This is a genomic window from Shimazuella kribbensis DSM 45090, from assembly GCF_000428065.1.
In the GTDB taxonomy this organism is placed as follows: domain Bacteria; phylum Bacillota; class Bacilli; order Thermoactinomycetales; family Thermoactinomycetaceae; genus Shimazuella; species Shimazuella kribbensis.
In genome coordinates, this window is the sequence record NZ_ATZF01000013.1 from 1 (window position 1) to 15,708 (window position 15,708).

The following is a 15,708-nucleotide window of genomic DNA, read 5'->3' on the forward strand; positions in this document are numbered from 1 at the left end:
GAGGTGTAAGCACAGCAATGTGTTTAGCTGACAGATACGAATCGGTCGAGGGCTTCTCCTACGCAACAACATCATTTCCTATCCGATTTTGGAAGTGCGAAAGCATTCCTTACAAAAAGTAAATACGTCTGGTAATCATAGCAGAGGGGTTCCACTCGTTCCCATCCCGAACACGACCGTTAAGCCCTCTCACGCTGATGGTACTTGGACCGCAGGGTCCTGGGAGAGTAAGTAATTGCCAGGCAGCAAACGAAAGCCTACCATTTGGTAGGCTTTTTTGTTTACGAAGTTTTGTCTGAAATAGAATTTATTAATAGAGATAAAGCAATGTCTGAAATGGAGGAACTATATTATGAGAGATATGAAGAATATGGAATTTATCTAGCTAGTTTGGAAATTGGAAAAATATATTTATCGAAAAGTATTTATCGAAAAGGTTTGGCTGATTTAAGTACACAGGATGAGGCAAGATATAGATGGAGATAGTCGATCTGATGATGGACATATTGGATATTTGTTCTGTGAAAAAACAGGCTTCTTCTTTATGGTTATGGCACTGTTGTATTGTGGATCTATACTATAGAATCTATACTTACGATGTTCTGAACACAGTTTGTGTATTCGATGGTGACTATTTACTCTTTCAGGTTTTTGCAAGCTGTATTTAGGTTCAGTCAAAATTAATTTCTTTTAAATGCAATCCAAGTTTCATCAGCGAAAATAAGCTTAACAACTGGAATGAGATCAGTACTTTTCTCAACATCTTTCCCGATTATTCCATTTACAAAGATAGTGGATGTTCAACAAACGCCCAAAACGTGCTTACTGCTGGTGAATCAATAGCTAATTTCGTTAAATACTGTTTTTTATGATTTTTCAATCTATCGTGTTTAGGTCAAAGGTTTTTTGGGAGCAGCGAAACATTGCATGATTATCATGAGACAGTTAATAATAATCATACCAATAATAGGTATGGTAAAACTATTCGTTGTATCGTGGAGTAAGCCAATCATAAATGGACCAGTTGCTCCAAATACGTATCCAACGGATTGAATCATGGCAGACCATGCAGCAGCTTCTTCTGAGTTTTTTGTTAAGTCAATAGGGAGAAGGAGGCTTAGTGAGAATAATGTACCTGCTCCGAGACCAATAAAAACAGCTGCAAGCCATGGTTGGACTGAGAAGAAAATCATACAAAAACCAAGCAATTCTATAGAAGCAGCTAAAGACATCCAAAGTAAACGCGATGGAAATCGTTGAAGGAGTTTTGGAAGTACTAACCCAACTGGAATTTGTATAACGGCAAATATCGTTAGTATATTGCCGGCATATACTTCACTATATCCCATACTCAACCACTACTCGTTTCAATGAATAGTCGATAATTAAATTAACCAAAGCCTACCATATGGTAGGCTTTGGTTGTGTCTTATTGAGAAGAATATTTTCATTCCATGATGGGGTATATATAAAAATTCGGATATCATCAATAAATGGAGAGACTCTTCCTTTCCCGATACCACATTAATTTTGGATAACAATTTGTGTATATTACTAGTGTTAAATAGTTAGGTAACATGAATCATTTGTTCTGAGTCATTGAGCTCCTTTCTCCCATAAAATCCTATAAAATTTCACTAGTAAATATTACTTATAAAGTATTATATTTATATTAAATACATTATATTATGCCAATGTTAAGCTACATCACTTCTCTCGCTTTTTTCTTGATGGAAAAGGTGCTATAGTAAAACAGATATAAATGAGCGGAGTGTGGGCCATGCAGGAACATAATGAAGTAGAACTTATTGTAGTAACAGGCATGTCTGGGGCAGGTAAAACAGTAGCAGCTCAGTGTTTTGAAGATCTTGGTTACTTTTGTGTAGATAATCTTCCACCGATCCTAATAACGAAATTTGCTGAGCTCTTGGGGCAATCAAACGGAAAACTACAAAAAGTAGCACTTATTATCGATCTGCGGGGCAGAGCGTTTTTTTCAACTTTGTTGGATTCATTGAAACAGCTCGAAGAACAATTTGGAATACGTCATCGCATTCTTTTTTTGGAAGCTGATGATAATACATTAGTTCGTCGATACAAAGAGACGCGAAGAAGGCACCCACTGGCTAAAGACGGGACTCCTTTAGATGGTATACGTCAAGAAAGGTTATTATTGCAGGAGCTTCGAGAGAGAGCCAATGATGTAATTGACACAAGCAGACTCCGTCCGCTTGAACTGAAGCAAAAAATACAAGCACTACAAAAGCAAACAGATTCCAAGAATGATGCGTTTGTAACCTTTATGTCCTTTGGGTTTAAACATGGTATTCCGATTGATGCTGATTTGGTTTTTGATGTTCGATTTTTACCTAATCCTCATTATATAGATGAGTTGCGTCCTCAAACGGGTAGAGAAAAAATTGTTTCTGACTATGTGATGAAATGGGATGAAACCAAATTATTTCTGGAAAAGTTAAAGGATTTACTGACTTTTCTTATACCCCAGTATAAAAAAGAAGGTAAATCTCAACTTGTAGTGGCGATAGGATGTACGGGTGGTAAACACCGTTCTGTGGCAATTGCCGAGCATCTATATCATACATTGAAAGATCAAGAAAGATGCCAAGTGAAACACCGGGATATGGAGAAAGGCGGTTAAGCACAGGTATGAAACGGAAAAAACAATATCCGCGTATCGTCTGTATTGGAGGAGGTACAGGGTTATCTGTATTACTTAGGGGTCTAAAAAAATTTCCAGTGGACATCACAGCTATCGTAACGGTAGCAGATGATGGCGGTAGTTCAGGAAGATTGAGAAACGATTTACAGATGCCTCCGCCTGGTGACATTCGTAATGTACTTATTGCGATGGCTGATACAGAGCCGCTTTTAGAAAAAGTATTCCAACATCGTTTTCAAAATGGAGATGGATTGGCGGGACATACTTTTGGTAATCTGATGATCGCTGCCATGCAAGAGATCACAGGCGATTTTACAACCGCAATCAAAGAATTGAGCCGTGTATTGGCGATACATGGGAGAGTGTTCCCAGCAAGTGAACAAGATGTTGTACTACTAGCTGAGATGATGGATGGTTCGATTGTTAAAGGAGAATCCAAAATACCTAAGTCTGGGAAAAAAATTCGAAGGGTATTCCTTCACCCGCCAAGTCCAAAGCCTCAGGAAGAAGCTATTGAAGCGATACGACAGGCAGACGGTATTATAGTAGGTCCAGGAAGCTTATATACTAGCATATTACCAAACCTTCTTGTAAAAGGAATGGCAGATGAGATTCGTAATGCAAATGCTTGTAAAATCTATATTTGTAACATTATGACACAGCATGGTGAAACAGATGGTTTTTCTGCAAGTGATCATATAAAAGTTATTTATGATCATGTTGGCCCAGAGCTATTTGATTTTACTTTACTGAACAATGAAGTTCCTCCATCCTTTTTAAAAGAGCGGTATGCAAGTAGTCAACAAAATATGGTGCTACCTGATTTGGAAGAAATTATGCGTCTTGGTTGTCATCCCATTATGGATAACTTGTTACTTTATCGTTCTTTACTTCGACATGATGCATATCGGATAAGCAAACATATCTTGAGGTTGGTTCGTGGAAGATTACGTGAGTTTCAAGGTGTTTAAGTTGCAGATATACGAGAAAATCCAGTAAAATAGGTAGTAAGTATAAGCGCTAGAAGGGACCAATCATGTCGTTTACTTCCGAAATAAAAAAAGAACTAACGAAAATGGAGACCAAACCGTGCTGCAAAAGAGCTGAATTATCAGCACTTGTTCGCATGAATGGTATCCTTGAAATTAGACATAAGCAATGGATGGTGGAGCTAGTTACAGAAAGTCCTTCTACGGCAAGGCATATGTTTTCTCTTCTAAGAGGTATGTATGGTGTACAACCAGAAGTACTCGTGCGTAAAAAAATTAGATTGAAGAAAAATAATGTTTACTCTATTCGACTTCATCAAAACTCAGCTAAAATATTAGCTGATCTAAGTATTTTTGAGTCAAAAGGATGGGAGAGAATTTCTGGAATATCTCCATCTTTAATAGCCAAGCCATGTTGTAAACGGTCTTACTTACGAGGTGCATTTCTAGCAGGGGGATCTGTCAATAATCCCGATAGTGGATCCTATCATCTGGAGATCATGACTACTTATCATGACCATGCAGAATCACTACAGCAATTGATGGAGGAATTTCATCTTCATCCTAAGATGATCGAACGAAAAAAAGGGTACATTGTTTACATGAAAGAAGGAGATAAAATAGGTGAATTTCTAAATATTATCGGGGCTCATCCTTCCCTTCTTCACTTTGAAAACGTTCGCATCATGAAAGATATGCGCAATTCCGTCAATCGATTGGTTAATTGTGAAACTGCAAATCTCAATAAAACAGTGCAAGCTGCAATGCGGCAAAAAGAAAACATTGAACTCATTGCAGAGCAATTAGGATTAGATAATATACCAGAAAAGTTACGAGAAGTAGCAGAACTCAGATTACAATATCCAGAAGTAAACTTTACCGAACTTGGAGAGTTAATCCCCAGCGGAAAAATTAGTAAATCTGCAGTGAATCACCGTATGCGAAAAATTGATGAGCTGGCCAAACAACTACGAGATAAATTGGGGGAGAATGATCGTGTATAAACAAAACGTAATAGTGACTTTAGATGTTGGCCTACATGCCCGTCCAGCAGCATACTTTGTTCGAGAAGCGAGTCGTTTTTCGTCGGAGATTTATGTAATCAAAGATACAGCCAAAGTGAATGCCAAGAGCATTATGGGGGTTATGAGTTTAGCTGTAGGAAAAGGGACAGAGATTACAATTGAAGCTACAGGACGAGATGAACAGGAAGCTGTAGAGCGATTAGTCGAAATCGTTCATGAAAAACATTAATGATAGTGTCACAATTGTAGCTCAGTATCACTTATCAACTTTGCTATGATGGAGGGTGATGAATGCTCCCACACCTATAAAGGTGTGGGTTTCTAATGTATCAACTATTTGGGGGCTTAATGTTAGTGAAGTTGAAACGTAAACCGATGGGAGGAGGGAAACCGTTTTGTCAAAACCTGCAACATTGTAATACTCGAAAAAAGAATCCGTCTCCTACATAGACGTTTAACCAATATACGAACGAATCATATTCATCAAGAGACAACCTCGATTGTGAAAACCAAGCCATCGAGAATCGTGATGGAAACTTTAAACATCAAAGGTATGATGGAGAATAAACACTTGTCCAAAGCGATAAAAGATCAAAAGTTAGCCGAGTTTATTCGTTTTATTACTTATAAATGTGCCAAATACAGAATCGAATTGGTGCAAACTGATAAGTGGTTTCCATCATCGAAAACCTGTTCATGCTGTGGGTATAAGAAAGAGAAATTGTATTTATCGGAGCGAGTTTTCCACTGTGAAAATTGTGGGAGATCCATGGACAGAAATTGGAATGCAGCAAGAAATTTAGCTCAGTATGAATTCGTACCAGTCACCTAAACGACTTTGCGAATATGTAGGACGCGTTGCATCCGAAATTTACGCCTGTGGAGTGTTATACCAAAATGGAGTAGCTTTGGCAAAACAGGATACGTCGAATCAGGAGGCAAACATGATTCTAAAAAGTTTTTTAGAGTTTTGGCAACGGACAACATGGATATTCTACTTTACCCTCTTTTTGTTTTGGGTTGTATGGTTTTATTCTTTTTTTGTTTTCGTTATTTCCAAGAATCTCCGTTTTGGGGGACAGCTTGGGTCTTCTTTTTAGTTATCACCCTTGTATATGACAATTTAGTTTTATTTTTGGGTCGTTGGATTGGTTTTGGAGAGACATTGGAAATGCTTAGTATGATTCGCTATCTTTTACACGTTTTTCTCGTACCAACCTTGGTATTTGTATCTCTAGACTTTCTTCGTCGAACTGGGGCGAGATGGGTAGAAAGTGTAACAGTACAATTGTTATTTCACCTCTATACTTTGATCTTGACCATAATCAGCGTTTTTCATGATTTTTTATGGGTACAAATGGAAGCTATTTCGATAAATGGAATAGATAGGTATATTACGAGTGAATCTCCATTTTCTATTACATTTGTACTTGCTTTCGTGCCAATGATTGTGACCTCTTTTGTTATATGGCGAAGAATGGAATGGCCCATCTTATTTTTTGGTTGTATGTTTGTTACTTTACTGGGGGCAGTGTCATTTTTTACAGAATACTACGCGCTTGGCTCGTTCACGGAACTAATATTTTTAGCCATATTGGTATTAACGGAATACAAACTAAAACAGGAAGATTATACATCCGACCTATTTGAAGCATGAAGATCATTTCACCTAGACAAACTACTCTGTAGGAGGTGGAAAGTATGCTTCGTCAATTGGGTTGGTTGTTTTTATGTTTAGGGATATTGCTAACAGGCTGTCAGCGTGCAGAACCACTGGAACGAAGAGAAGGTCTAGATAATGATACACATTCCTATAGTTATGTCGGTTACCCAGAGAGTAAGATGGTACAAGCCGCAAAAACTGTAAAAGGAGTAAATCGAGCAAAGATCGAGTACACAGGAAAGAATATCATCATGGATGTATATGTAAAACCAGGAATAGACCCGAGCAATTATGCAGTCATTGAGGCGAAAGTGAGAAAAGTCGTTACACAAGCTGCACCGCTCAATCCTTTTATTCTTCATATTCATCCAACAGAAGAAAGCCGAACCTAATTCACTAGGTTCGGCTGTTTTATTTAAGATCAGGTGCCGGTCACACACTGTCGTTAGGAGACGAACGCCAAACCCCTGACAGCGTGTGACCGACTTATAGGATTGATCTGGCGACATGTAAGACCCGAGGTCACCCGGAAGGAGAGGAAGCCTCACATGATGATCAATCGCTATACTTATTATTATATGATTATCTAAAAGAGAAACAAGAATATTATTTATTTTTTATTCTCTTTTTCTTGTCAAAGAAACGATTTTTTTGTTTTCCAGATGTCGAGGAGCCGCCTTTTCCATAATTACGCTTTGTTTTCGGGAAAGTTTGCTTTTCGGATCTTCTTTCTGACTTTTTCGGTGTACGTAATCTTCCAGGAACATTCAAATCAGAAAGGTTCACTTTGGTCTTATTTGGTTCTTTGGTGAGCATTTTTAGTGCAGCCGCAACAAGTGCAACAGAATCATGTTCGTCCAATAATTTTTTAGCAAGTTCACGGTAGGGTCCATAATTTTTTTCTTCCACCATATTGCGTAAGTTATCCATTGCTGTGAGTTGTTGGCCTTCTAATGCCTCATGGATCGTAGGGATTGCTTCGCGTTTGATTTTCTTCTTGGTCATCCGCTCAATATAACGAAGGTGATCCATTTCCCGGTAACTGACAAATGTGATAGCTACCCCTGTTTTACCAGCACGACCTGTTCGGCCGATCCGGTGAACATAGCTTTCTGGTTCTTGTGGGATATCAAAGTTATAGACGTGAGTTACACCTGAAATATCGAGTCCACGAGCGGCAACATCGGTTGCTACCATGATATCGATCGTACCTTCTTTAAAACGGCGTACAACCGTGTCACGGCGCGCTTGGTTGAGATCACCATGCAACCCTTCAGCAGCATATCCACGTTTGTTTAGAGCCTCTGTCAGTTCGTCTACGCGTTTCTTGGTTCGACCAAAGATAATGGCGAGTTCGGGTGACTGGATATCAAGTAAGTTGCAAAGGGTATCAAACTTTTGTTGTGGAGCTAGTTCGATAAAAGTTTGCTCGATGTTTGGCATCGTTACTTCTTTTGCTTTGACTTTTACTTGTAATGGTTCAATCATAAATTTATTCGCCAATTTGCGAATTTGATCCGGCATTGTTGCGGAAAAGAGTAGCGTTTGTCTCTCAGTTGGTGCTTGATCCAAGATCGCTTCGATATCTTCAATGAAGCCCATGTTCAGCATTTCATCAGCTTCGTCTAAAACGACGATCTGCGTGTTTTGAAGACGGATTGTTTTACGGCGAAGATGGTCTTGTAGTCTTCCTGGTGTACCAACAATTACTTGTGGGCGCTTTTTGAGTGCTCGGATCTGACGATCGATATCTTGACCACCATAAACAGGTAAAGCACGTACGCGTTTAAATTGACCAATCCGATTTAATTCTTCTGCTACCTGAATTGCGAGTTCGCGTGTTGGTGCGATGACCAAAGCTTGAATACTTTCGTTTTGTGTATCAATACGTTCAACTAATGGGATACCAAATGCTGCGGTTTTCCCTGTTCCTGTTTGAGCTTGACCAATAAGGTCCTTTCCGGAAAGTGTAATCGGTATGGTTTCGGCTTGGATGTCTGTTGCTTCTTCATATCCCATTTGATGGATTGCCTGAAGAAGTTGTGGACTTAATCCTAATTCGGAAAAAGGTTTCAATGTGTTTCTAACTCCTTTGATTGTAGTGGTTTCGTTTATTATTTGCATTAAATCTCATCCTATGTTGCCGGCTGAAAAAAATCCGCTCCCGCAAAAAATCCACCCTGACGGGTGGATTTCGATTCAACTTATCTTTTCATCTTATTTCTTTTCGATAACTTTGTCAATTAAACCATACTCAAGTGCTTCTTGTGCACTCATGAAATTGTCACGATCGGTATCTTTTGCGATACGTTCGATTGGTTGTCCAGTAAAGTCAGCATACAAGGAATTTAATTTATCACGCATTTTGATGATTCGTTTTGCGCGGATTTCAATATCGGATGCTTGCCCTTGTGCACCACCTAATGGTTGGTGAATCATCACTTCACTGTTAGGCAATGCAAAACGTTTTCCTTTTGCACCTGCTGCGAGCAAGAAGGAGCCCATGGATGCTGCAATGCCAATGCAATTTGTCTCCACATCTGGTTTGATAAATTGCATGGTATCATAAATGGCCATTCCAGCAGTAATTGAGCCGCCAGGTGAGTTGATATATAGGTGAATATCTTTTTCTGGGTCTTCTGCTGCGAGGAATAGCAATTGAGCTACAATGACGTTTGCTACATTATCATCAATCGCACTACCAAGTAGGATGATACGATCTTTGAGTAGTCGAGAGTATATATCATAGGAGCGCTCACCACGGTTTGTCTGCTCTACTACCATTGGTATTAGGTTATTCATCATGTTCGTCTCCTCCATATGTAAGGGGAATATTTTGTTCACAGGACTATCATAACTCATTGGTCAAAAAAGGTCAAATGAATTTTCTCAGTTTTGAAACGAGTCATCATAAGGTTCATATCATTTGATATTCTTTTGTTTTAAGCTGTATAATTACTACTAAGTGAAAGTAGAGCCCCTAATGGAAGGTAAGTTGGTAGCCGTGATCGACGGTCCTGACATCAACAAGTCTGTAGCTGAGTGTGCGTTTGCGTGTGGCGAACTCGAGGCAGAGATCAACTTCATTCGGGAGGCATTTGAGAAGGCCGTTCTCTGCCTCCCCCTCTTCCTCATTCCACTGATCACCAAGCTCGAGTTGGAGAGGCTGGCACAAGTACACAAACTTGCCCGTATGCTGGAATCGGTTCCTGAGCACCTTCGACCTGAGTTCAAAGCTATTTGGCACTACGGCATTGTGTACACCACATGGAGGAAGCATCTCCCGTTTGCTTACCAAACTACCAGTGATGAGTGGTTGAAGATTCAGATGTCCGCCCTGCGGACATCTGAAAGCTTCCGTCAGGCACAGGAGAACCTGGGGATCAAGTTTCCCTAACTCACCTTTCAAGGGGGCGCATCCGGAGACAGAAGGTTGATAGCATCCAGCTGTCCCTTACTGTCCCCGGATCCCGAATTCAATTTAACAAATTTTATATAGATAAAACCTATGATTTATTTCACAGGTTTTTTTCTTTTGTGATAATCCTTAAAGATGAATACAATTCCTATAGAATACGAATTAAAATTATTTCAAACCTTTTAGTTGACATATCAACTAAAAGAGAGGTATACTCTGTTTATGGTTGATATGTCAACTAAAAAACAAATACACAAATCAAGATATCACGGAACATGTTTACAATTGTAAGATTCGGTATTTTTATTAGAACTGTCCGTGATGCAGTAGAAAGGTGAGAATTTATATGATTAGCGGAACATTTCCTTACCAAAAAAAGCGTCAGCAAGTTCTAGATTTAGAGATGGCATATGCAGAGGTAGGCAGTGGAGACCCAATCGTCTTCTTGCACGGTAATCCATCATCCTCTTATCTCTGGCGTAACATTATTCCTTATGCACAGGAATATGGACGCTGCATTGCTCCTGATTTAATTGGGATGGGAGATTCGGATAAATTATCGGTTAGTGGTCCAGATTCTTATACTTTTGTCGAGCATCGAAAATACCTTGATGAACTTCTAAATCAACTTGGAATTTATAAAAATATCACCTTCGTCGTTCACGATTGGGGATCAGCATTAGGATTTGACTGGGCTCGCCGTCATCCTGGAGCAGTAAAAGGGATTGTTTATATGGAGGCAATTATCAAACCTCGTAGTTGGAGTGAGATTCCTGAGCAAGGACGTAAGATCTTTCAGACATTGCGATCTCCAGAAGGGGAAAAAATGGTATTGGAACAAAATTCTTTTCTCGAAGTCAACCTACCAGTTGGTATTTTGCGGGAGCTGACAGAGGAAGAAGTAGTACAATATCATCGTCCTTTTAAAGAAGCAGGAGAAGGACGTCGTCCAATGTTATCTTGGGCTCGACAACTTCCTTTTGATAACGACCCAGCAGATGTGACGGAAATTGTTACTGCTTATGGAAATTGGTTAGCTCAAAGTCCAATTCCTAAATTATTCGTCAATACTTACCCTGGAACTGCTCCACAGTCTCATCTTGATTTTTGTCGCAGTTGGCCTGAGCAGACAGAAATCACAGTGCCAGGGCGTCATTATCCAATGGAGGATGCCCCTGATGAGATTGGTACAGCCCTTGCTTCTTGGTTGGAAAAACTGAAATAAGTTTTTTCATTAGCCTGTGATTTATTTCATAGGTTTTTTGTTGTGTCATCAATAAAATTCCTAAAATGTTACCGTGAAAATAAAATTGATTATTTAGTTTAGATAAAATTCGAAAAGAATAGTCTACTATTTTTTTACATCAAAGAATAGATAAGATGAAATGGGGTATGAGGACATTACAGCAAAATATAACCTCTAAAAATGTATTTTACAAGATATGTTCCTTATGATATATTATAACTGATAAAAATATATTTAATAGGTTATATGAATAAATTATAGAAAGAAGTTGCTGAATATGTTGATACAAAAAATGTCTTGGGCTGGAATACACATTGATTCAGGAGAGACAAAAATAGCAATAGATCCTCTTTATCACTTCCCAATTAAATTTGGGACACCACATGAAGAGTTGGTTGCATGGGATCAGTTTGGCTCTGTTGATGCAGTTCTTATCACTCATTTGCATGAGGACCATTTTGATGTAGAGGGAATAAAAAGGTTTTATGGGGAAGATGTCCCTGTGTATGTAGCACAAGAACTACAAGAAGAAGCGAACAAGCGAGATTTAACCAATGTAAAAGGAGTAGTGTTTGGAGATTCTTTTTCCATTGGAGAACTCACGATTACTTCCACTTTTGCAGTAGATGGGATCGGGGATCATCAAATAGCTTATGTGATAGAGGGTGATGGCAAAAGAATATTCCACACAGGAGACACGTTATGGCATGGATATTGGAGAAAAATAAAGGAAAGATTCGGGATTTTTGATACAGTATTTTTACCAGTAAACGGAGCAGTTATCAACAATCCAGCATTATCAGCTAATAATCAACAGATTGTAATGACTCCTGAACAAGCTGTGTCTGCAGCTGTGATTCTTCAAGCTGGAAATTTGGTTCCTATTCACTATGGGGTAGTACACCACCCACCATTGTATCGGCAAACAGAAGATGTACTAGGGCGTTTAAAAGAAAGCGCAGGTGAAAAAGTGAAGGTGAAAATTTTACAAGTAAAAGAGAGTATTACTCTTTAAATAAATAAAACAATGATAGAAGAAATGCCCCCTAATGAAGTGAAAAATAATATTATGAAGGTGACCTTTTAAAAAGGATAGTAACTAAATAAAATTCAGGGGATAACGATGAATAAGAAACATTATGTTGACCGTTTGCAAATAGATCAAAAAGAAGCAGACTTCCATTTTTAACTCAAATGCAGTGCCAGCATGTACTTCAGATTCCTTTTGGATATCTAGATATGTTGCAAGATATTCCCATACCGCTTGATAGTAAAAAAAGAGAACATCAAAAATGCATGTTCTCTTTCATGTAATATTTAACGATTATGGATAGGAAATATTTAAGGTACAGTCACTTCTACATGAGTTATTTTCTCGAACTTCCCTTTATTCACTGTAAAGTAGAAAGTAAGGGTGTTCCCATCAGCATTGTAGGATACATAACCACTATTTTTCTCTTTGTATTCACCACCTGTACCCAGTTCCTTTTTTAATTCTTCGTAGGTCACAGAGGAATAGCTCTTGTCAAAAGTTTGCAGTAAAAATGCAGACTGTTTGTGTCCGTCGAAGTCATCTATTTCAAAACGAGTATGGCGTTTGCTGTACTTCATTTCCCCGTCCTTGCTATCTTTATCGGCTTTTCCCCATTTTTTTTCGATTTCTTTTTGTGAGGAACCAATTTTGAATTCACCACTGGTCTTTACTTTCCCTTGTGCAGCTAGTTTTTTTGTTTGTTGCAACAATTGTGCATGGTTTTGTTTTGTGGACTGTTGAACAGAAGATTTAGGGTTACTATTTGCTTGTGCTTCTCCAGTAGACACCCATCCAGTTAAAAGTGTTCCTACCGCAAGAGCCACTACCAACATACCTTTTATGCTTTTTTTCTGTGTTATCATTTGACTCTCTCCCTTATTTGTTTTTTCTAACACTTATTTTAGGGAGTGATTTTTTCCAAAAAATATGCAATTTGTCTCCAGTTTGTAAACTAAGTTTTACCAAATGGTGAAATGGGATAGTGAGTTGAAATTTCCTACAAGGAATAAAGCCTTCACGCTATAGCAAGAAGATCTGTGTGAAACATCTGCGATAAATTTTTTCCTTGTGATTTTTATTGGTTTTGCTTTTTTCGTATTTTGTAATAAATGGTTTATATAGGCATAATAGAGAAGCCGTAATTTTGCCAACAAATGAAAAAATGACTCGAGATTACCCAATAAGGAACTCCAATCATTTCGTATTTTAAAGCTATTTGCTTATTTGATTTATATTTCTTATTTTATAGAAATCACCAGAAAGGCTATTGTACAAAATCATTCTCTTTTTTGTATGATCATTTTTTCTGTAGTTTGCAATCTTTTATCCAACATTCCGTTGAATAGCACCACAACTACTGTCAGGAGGATAACAATTGCCCCTACCCAAGAAACCGCATGGAGTCCGTAAGAACTTTTAATGGCGAATCCTCCAATAAAAGGTCCCAAAGCGTTTCCTAGATTGATAGCCGAAACATTCACAGTAGAGGCCAATTCAGGGGCCTCAGGAGCAACTTGTACAATTCTACTTTGAAGGGCTGGTGCAACAGTAAATGACATTAAACCAAAGAAGAAAACCGTAATGATAGTTGCAATTTGATATTGACTAACAAAGGAAAATAAAACCATCACAGCAGCTAATGCCAATAAGAACAATATCGAACTACGAATTAAATTCTTGTCGGCAGCTTTTCCTCCCCAAATGATCCCAATCGCAGAGCCAATCCCTACCAGTGCTAATAGGAAGCTAGTCCAACCGGGGCTGAATTTAGAAATGCTTTGGAGAATTGTCGATAGATAAGTAAAGATCATGACTATTCCTGTTGCGAATAATAAAGACATGAGCAGAGTAGATAAAACTCTTGGACGGTATAAAACTCGAATGTTACTAACTGAATTGCCTGCCATTTGACTTTTCACGGTGGGTACTTGCACGAAGATTAACAAAAGTGCGAGTCCACCTAAGATCGCAACACTCCAAAAAGCGGATTGCCAACCAAAGAGTTGTCCAATGAAAGTCCCAAGAGGAACACCAACAACATTCGCTATCGTAATCCCCGCAAATACAAGAGCAATCGCGCTGCCTTGTTTATCGGAACTAACCATATTTACTGCCATGACTGAACTGACACCAAAAAATACGCCATGACAGAGAGCAGTGATAATGCGTGATATTATCAAAACCGTGTATGTTTCGGCTAACGCTGAGACAACGTTTCCTAAGATAAATATCACCATCAGTAAAAGAAGCAGTGTTTTTTTAGAAATAGACGAGGTAAGAATACTCATGATTGGACCACCAAAGGCAATAGTTAAAGCATAGACGGAAATCAAGGTGCCTGCTGTGGCGATAGGGATATGAAGATCTCGACTGATCTCAGGTAAAAGTCCCATGATCACAAATTCGGTTGTACCAATAGCAAAAACACTGAATGTAAGGATATAAAGCGCAAGAGGGAATCCGTGTTTTTCCATTGTTAGAGTCCTTTCTAGTTCATTTTTGTTTCATAAAGCTATGACATTGGAAATTCCTTTTCCGTAAAATCCAATATACTAATTATTTAATATATAGGTATATTAGCATATCTACAGAGTGAGTCAACATATTTTTTAAAGTACTAGTTTTTCGATACATCAGTAATTTGAATTATTCTAGTGAATATGTTATTCTCCCCTTATGAGAAAACCATATCAACCTTCCATAAACGATATAAGATTGTCGTCTGTCCTACATGCTTTGAGTGATCCGCGGCGCTTACAGATTGTGATGAGCCTTAAAGATAATACAGAGCAAAACTGTGCGATCTATTACGACTTGATGCCCAAGTCGACATTAACCCATCATCTAAAAGTCCTAAGAGAGGCAGGTGTGGCACAGGTAAGGATCGATGGGACCCAACACATTTACTCTTTACGTGTAAATGATCTGGAAGAACTTTTTCCAGGGCTACTCACAGCTGTTTTGAATTTAAACAAAGAAATGATTGAGTGAGGCGTTCATTTTAAGCAGGCAATTTATTTTCATAAGCAAATATGTTTTTAAATATAGATGGTTCAGTGTATCTCTAATCTGGGCCTAAAAGAACGCGGGAATTCCCTGCGTTCTTTTTTCATTGGACGGCGACTCCTTGCTCTATACCGCCAACCACTCGATTTCAGACATAGTAAAAAGCGTTCTCCTTATCACTTGATACAGACGATAAGGAGAACGCTTCACACATTCCATTATGTTAATTTAACGCTTTCCGACGTTTAAAAATAACGCTAATATTCGTTAAGACATCGCTAGAAACACGACTTTATACCGTTATGGTGCGCCTACCAGGATTCGAACCTGGGCACCCGGTTCCGGAGACCGTTAATAAAAGATTTCCGCTATGTAAAAACGCTCAATTGCGTTAATTTATTACGTTTTCCGAACGTTAAAATGACGTATACCTTACCGCCATGCACAAGTTTATAAATTCAGTATTGTTAAAATTCATATTATCATATGACAAAACGTTTATACAACACCCGAGGTTTAAAAAAATTGCCGGCAAATTTCGGGCATCTGGCGCAGGTGTATATACTGGACCCTCCCGGGGGGTTTGAAAATAATTTACAACAAGCAAGACAATTATTTTTATCGATCTACACGATCAACGTCGTTAAA

The 15,708-nt window shown here is 38.5% G+C and carries 16 protein-coding genes, 1 tRNA gene, 1 rRNA gene and 1 pseudogene; 13 read left to right on the plus strand and 6 right to left on the minus strand.

Annotated features, from left to right (window positions below; genetic code table 11):
- Positions 1-127 precede the first annotated feature (127 nt).
- A 5S ribosomal RNA gene (gene rrf / locus A3GQ_RS0116050) occupies positions 128-244 on the plus strand.
- 83 nt (positions 245-327) lie between these two features.
- A complete protein-coding gene (locus tag A3GQ_RS27245; RefSeq protein WP_169818303.1) occupies positions 328-486 on the plus strand; it encodes a hypothetical protein in 159 nt (52 codons plus the stop codon).
- 404 nt (positions 487-890) lie between these two features.
- Here A3GQ_RS27245 and A3GQ_RS0116060 read toward each other — a convergent pair whose 3' ends face one another.
- Entirely contained in the window at positions 891-1,349 is a 459-nt protein-coding gene (locus tag A3GQ_RS0116060) for an MFS transporter (protein ID WP_028777928.1), read from the minus strand.
- A gap of 431 nt (positions 1,350-1,780) precedes the next feature.
- Between A3GQ_RS0116060 and rapZ the strand changes: the two genes are divergently transcribed.
- The 7 genes and pseudogenes from rapZ (at position 1,781) to A3GQ_RS0116095 (ending at position 6,749) form a co-directional block, all read left to right on the plus strand.
- A complete protein-coding gene (gene rapZ, locus A3GQ_RS0116065; protein WP_028777929.1) occupies positions 1,781-2,659 on the plus strand; it encodes an RNase adapter RapZ in 879 nt (292 codons plus the stop codon).
- A gap of 8 nt (positions 2,660-2,667) precedes the next feature.
- A complete protein-coding gene (locus A3GQ_RS0116070) occupies positions 2,668-3,651 on the plus strand; it encodes a gluconeogenesis factor YvcK family protein (protein WP_028777930.1) in 984 nt (327 codons plus the stop codon).
- 65 nt (positions 3,652-3,716) lie between these two features.
- Positions 3,717-4,673, plus strand: a complete 957-nt coding sequence (whiA, locus tag A3GQ_RS0116075; RefSeq protein ID WP_028777931.1) for a DNA-binding protein WhiA — start codon at positions 3,717-3,719, stop codon at positions 4,671-4,673.
- Positions 4,666-4,923, plus strand: a complete 258-nt coding sequence (locus A3GQ_RS0116080) for an HPr family phosphocarrier protein (RefSeq protein ID WP_028777932.1) — start codon at positions 4,666-4,668, stop codon at positions 4,921-4,923. Before whiA ends, A3GQ_RS0116080 begins: the two co-directional genes overlap by 8 nt.
- A 150-nt stretch (positions 4,924-5,073) precedes the next feature.
- Positions 5,074-5,526 (plus strand): annotated as a pseudogene (locus A3GQ_RS24640) (RNA-guided endonuclease InsQ/TnpB family protein); the annotation flags it as partial.
- Positions 5,527-5,679: 153 nt separating this feature from the next.
- Positions 5,680-6,351: a hypothetical protein gene (locus tag A3GQ_RS0116090; RefSeq protein ID WP_169818305.1), complete on the plus strand. Its 672-nt coding sequence runs from the start codon at positions 5,680-5,682 to the stop codon at positions 6,349-6,351.
- Between the two features lie 44 nt (positions 6,352-6,395).
- Complete coding sequence (locus A3GQ_RS0116095; RefSeq protein ID WP_028777934.1) at positions 6,396-6,749, plus strand: hypothetical protein; 354 nt, start codon at positions 6,396-6,398, stop codon at positions 6,747-6,749.
- Between the two features lie 214 nt (positions 6,750-6,963).
- Here A3GQ_RS0116095 and cshA read toward each other — a convergent pair whose 3' ends face one another.
- A complete protein-coding gene (cshA, locus tag A3GQ_RS0116100) occupies positions 6,964-8,433 on the minus strand; it encodes a degradosome RNA helicase CshA (RefSeq protein WP_245596804.1) in 1,470 nt (489 codons plus the stop codon).
- 141 nt (positions 8,434-8,574) lie between these two features.
- Complete coding sequence (gene clpP / locus A3GQ_RS0116105) at positions 8,575-9,162, minus strand: ATP-dependent Clp endopeptidase proteolytic subunit ClpP (RefSeq protein WP_028777936.1); 588 nt, start codon at positions 9,160-9,162, stop codon at positions 8,575-8,577.
- 178 nt (positions 9,163-9,340) lie between these two features.
- Between clpP and A3GQ_RS0116110 the strand changes: the two genes are divergently transcribed.
- The 3 genes from A3GQ_RS0116110 (at position 9,341) to A3GQ_RS0116120 (ending at position 12,036) form a co-directional block, all read left to right on the plus strand.
- Entirely contained in the window at positions 9,341-9,754 is a 414-nt protein-coding gene (locus A3GQ_RS0116110) for a hypothetical protein (RefSeq protein ID WP_028777937.1), read from the plus strand.
- A 367-nt stretch (positions 9,755-10,121) separates the two neighbouring features.
- A complete protein-coding gene (locus tag A3GQ_RS0116115; RefSeq protein WP_028777938.1) occupies positions 10,122-11,000 on the plus strand; it encodes a haloalkane dehalogenase in 879 nt (292 codons plus the stop codon).
- A 298-nt stretch (positions 11,001-11,298) separates the two neighbouring features.
- Positions 11,299-12,036, plus strand: a complete 738-nt coding sequence (locus A3GQ_RS0116120) for an MBL fold metallo-hydrolase (RefSeq protein ID WP_028777939.1) — start codon at positions 11,299-11,301, stop codon at positions 12,034-12,036.
- A 326-nt stretch (positions 12,037-12,362) separates the two neighbouring features.
- Here the strand turns inward: A3GQ_RS0116120 and A3GQ_RS0116125 are convergent, their stop codons facing one another.
- Positions 12,363-12,917, minus strand: a complete 555-nt coding sequence (locus tag A3GQ_RS0116125) for a DUF4309 domain-containing protein (protein WP_028777940.1) — start codon at positions 12,915-12,917, stop codon at positions 12,363-12,365.
- Positions 12,918-13,331: 414 nt separating this feature from the next.
- On the minus strand, positions 13,332-14,528 hold the full coding sequence (locus A3GQ_RS0116130) for an MFS transporter (protein WP_028777941.1): 1,197 nt from the start codon (positions 14,526-14,528) through the stop codon (positions 13,332-13,334).
- A 202-nt stretch (positions 14,529-14,730) separates the two neighbouring features.
- Between A3GQ_RS0116130 and A3GQ_RS0116135 the strand changes: the two genes are divergently transcribed.
- Positions 14,731-15,045 (plus strand): ArsR/SmtB family transcription factor, encoded by a 315-nt coding sequence (locus tag A3GQ_RS0116135; RefSeq protein ID WP_028777942.1) that lies wholly within the window; start codon positions 14,731-14,733, stop codon positions 15,043-15,045.
- Between the two features lie 318 nt (positions 15,046-15,363).
- Here A3GQ_RS0116135 and A3GQ_RS0116140 read toward each other — a convergent pair.
- A tRNA-Ser gene (locus tag A3GQ_RS0116140) sits at positions 15,364-15,442 on the minus strand.
- Positions 15,443-15,708: the final 266 nt, after the last annotated feature.

Coding starts and splice junctions, on each gene's coding strand:
- A3GQ_RS27245 (WP_169818303.1), top strand. CDS start 328: ATGTCTGAAATGGAGGAACTATATTATGAGAGATATGAAGAATATGGA.
- A3GQ_RS0116060 (WP_028777928.1), bottom strand. CDS start 1,349: ATGGGATATAGTGAAGTATATGCCGGCAATATACTAACGATATTTGCC.
- rapZ (WP_028777929.1), top strand. CDS start 1,781: ATGCAGGAACATAATGAAGTAGAACTTATTGTAGTAACAGGCATGTCT.
- A3GQ_RS0116070 (WP_028777930.1), top strand. CDS start 2,668: ATGAAACGGAAAAAACAATATCCGCGTATCGTCTGTATTGGAGGAGGT.
- whiA (WP_028777931.1), top strand. CDS start 3,717: ATGTCGTTTACTTCCGAAATAAAAAAAGAACTAACGAAAATGGAGACC.
- A3GQ_RS0116090 (WP_169818305.1), top strand. CDS start 5,680: ATGGATATTCTACTTTACCCTCTTTTTGTTTTGGGTTGTATGGTTTTA.
- A3GQ_RS0116095 (WP_028777934.1), top strand. CDS start 6,396: ATGCTTCGTCAATTGGGTTGGTTGTTTTTATGTTTAGGGATATTGCTA.
- clpP (WP_028777936.1), bottom strand. CDS start 9,162: ATGATGAATAACCTAATACCAATGGTAGTAGAGCAGACAAACCGTGGT.
- A3GQ_RS0116110 (WP_028777937.1), top strand. CDS start 9,341: ATGGAAGGTAAGTTGGTAGCCGTGATCGACGGTCCTGACATCAACAAG.
- A3GQ_RS0116115 (WP_028777938.1), top strand. CDS start 10,122: ATGATTAGCGGAACATTTCCTTACCAAAAAAAGCGTCAGCAAGTTCTA.
- A3GQ_RS0116120 (WP_028777939.1), top strand. CDS start 11,299: ATGTTGATACAAAAAATGTCTTGGGCTGGAATACACATTGATTCAGGA.
- A3GQ_RS0116125 (WP_028777940.1), bottom strand. CDS start 12,917: ATGATAACACAGAAAAAAAGCATAAAAGGTATGTTGGTAGTGGCTCTT.
- A3GQ_RS0116130 (WP_028777941.1), bottom strand. CDS start 14,528: ATGGAAAAACACGGATTCCCTCTTGCGCTTTATATCCTTACATTCAGT.
- A3GQ_RS0116135 (WP_028777942.1), top strand. CDS start 14,731: ATGAGAAAACCATATCAACCTTCCATAAACGATATAAGATTGTCGTCT.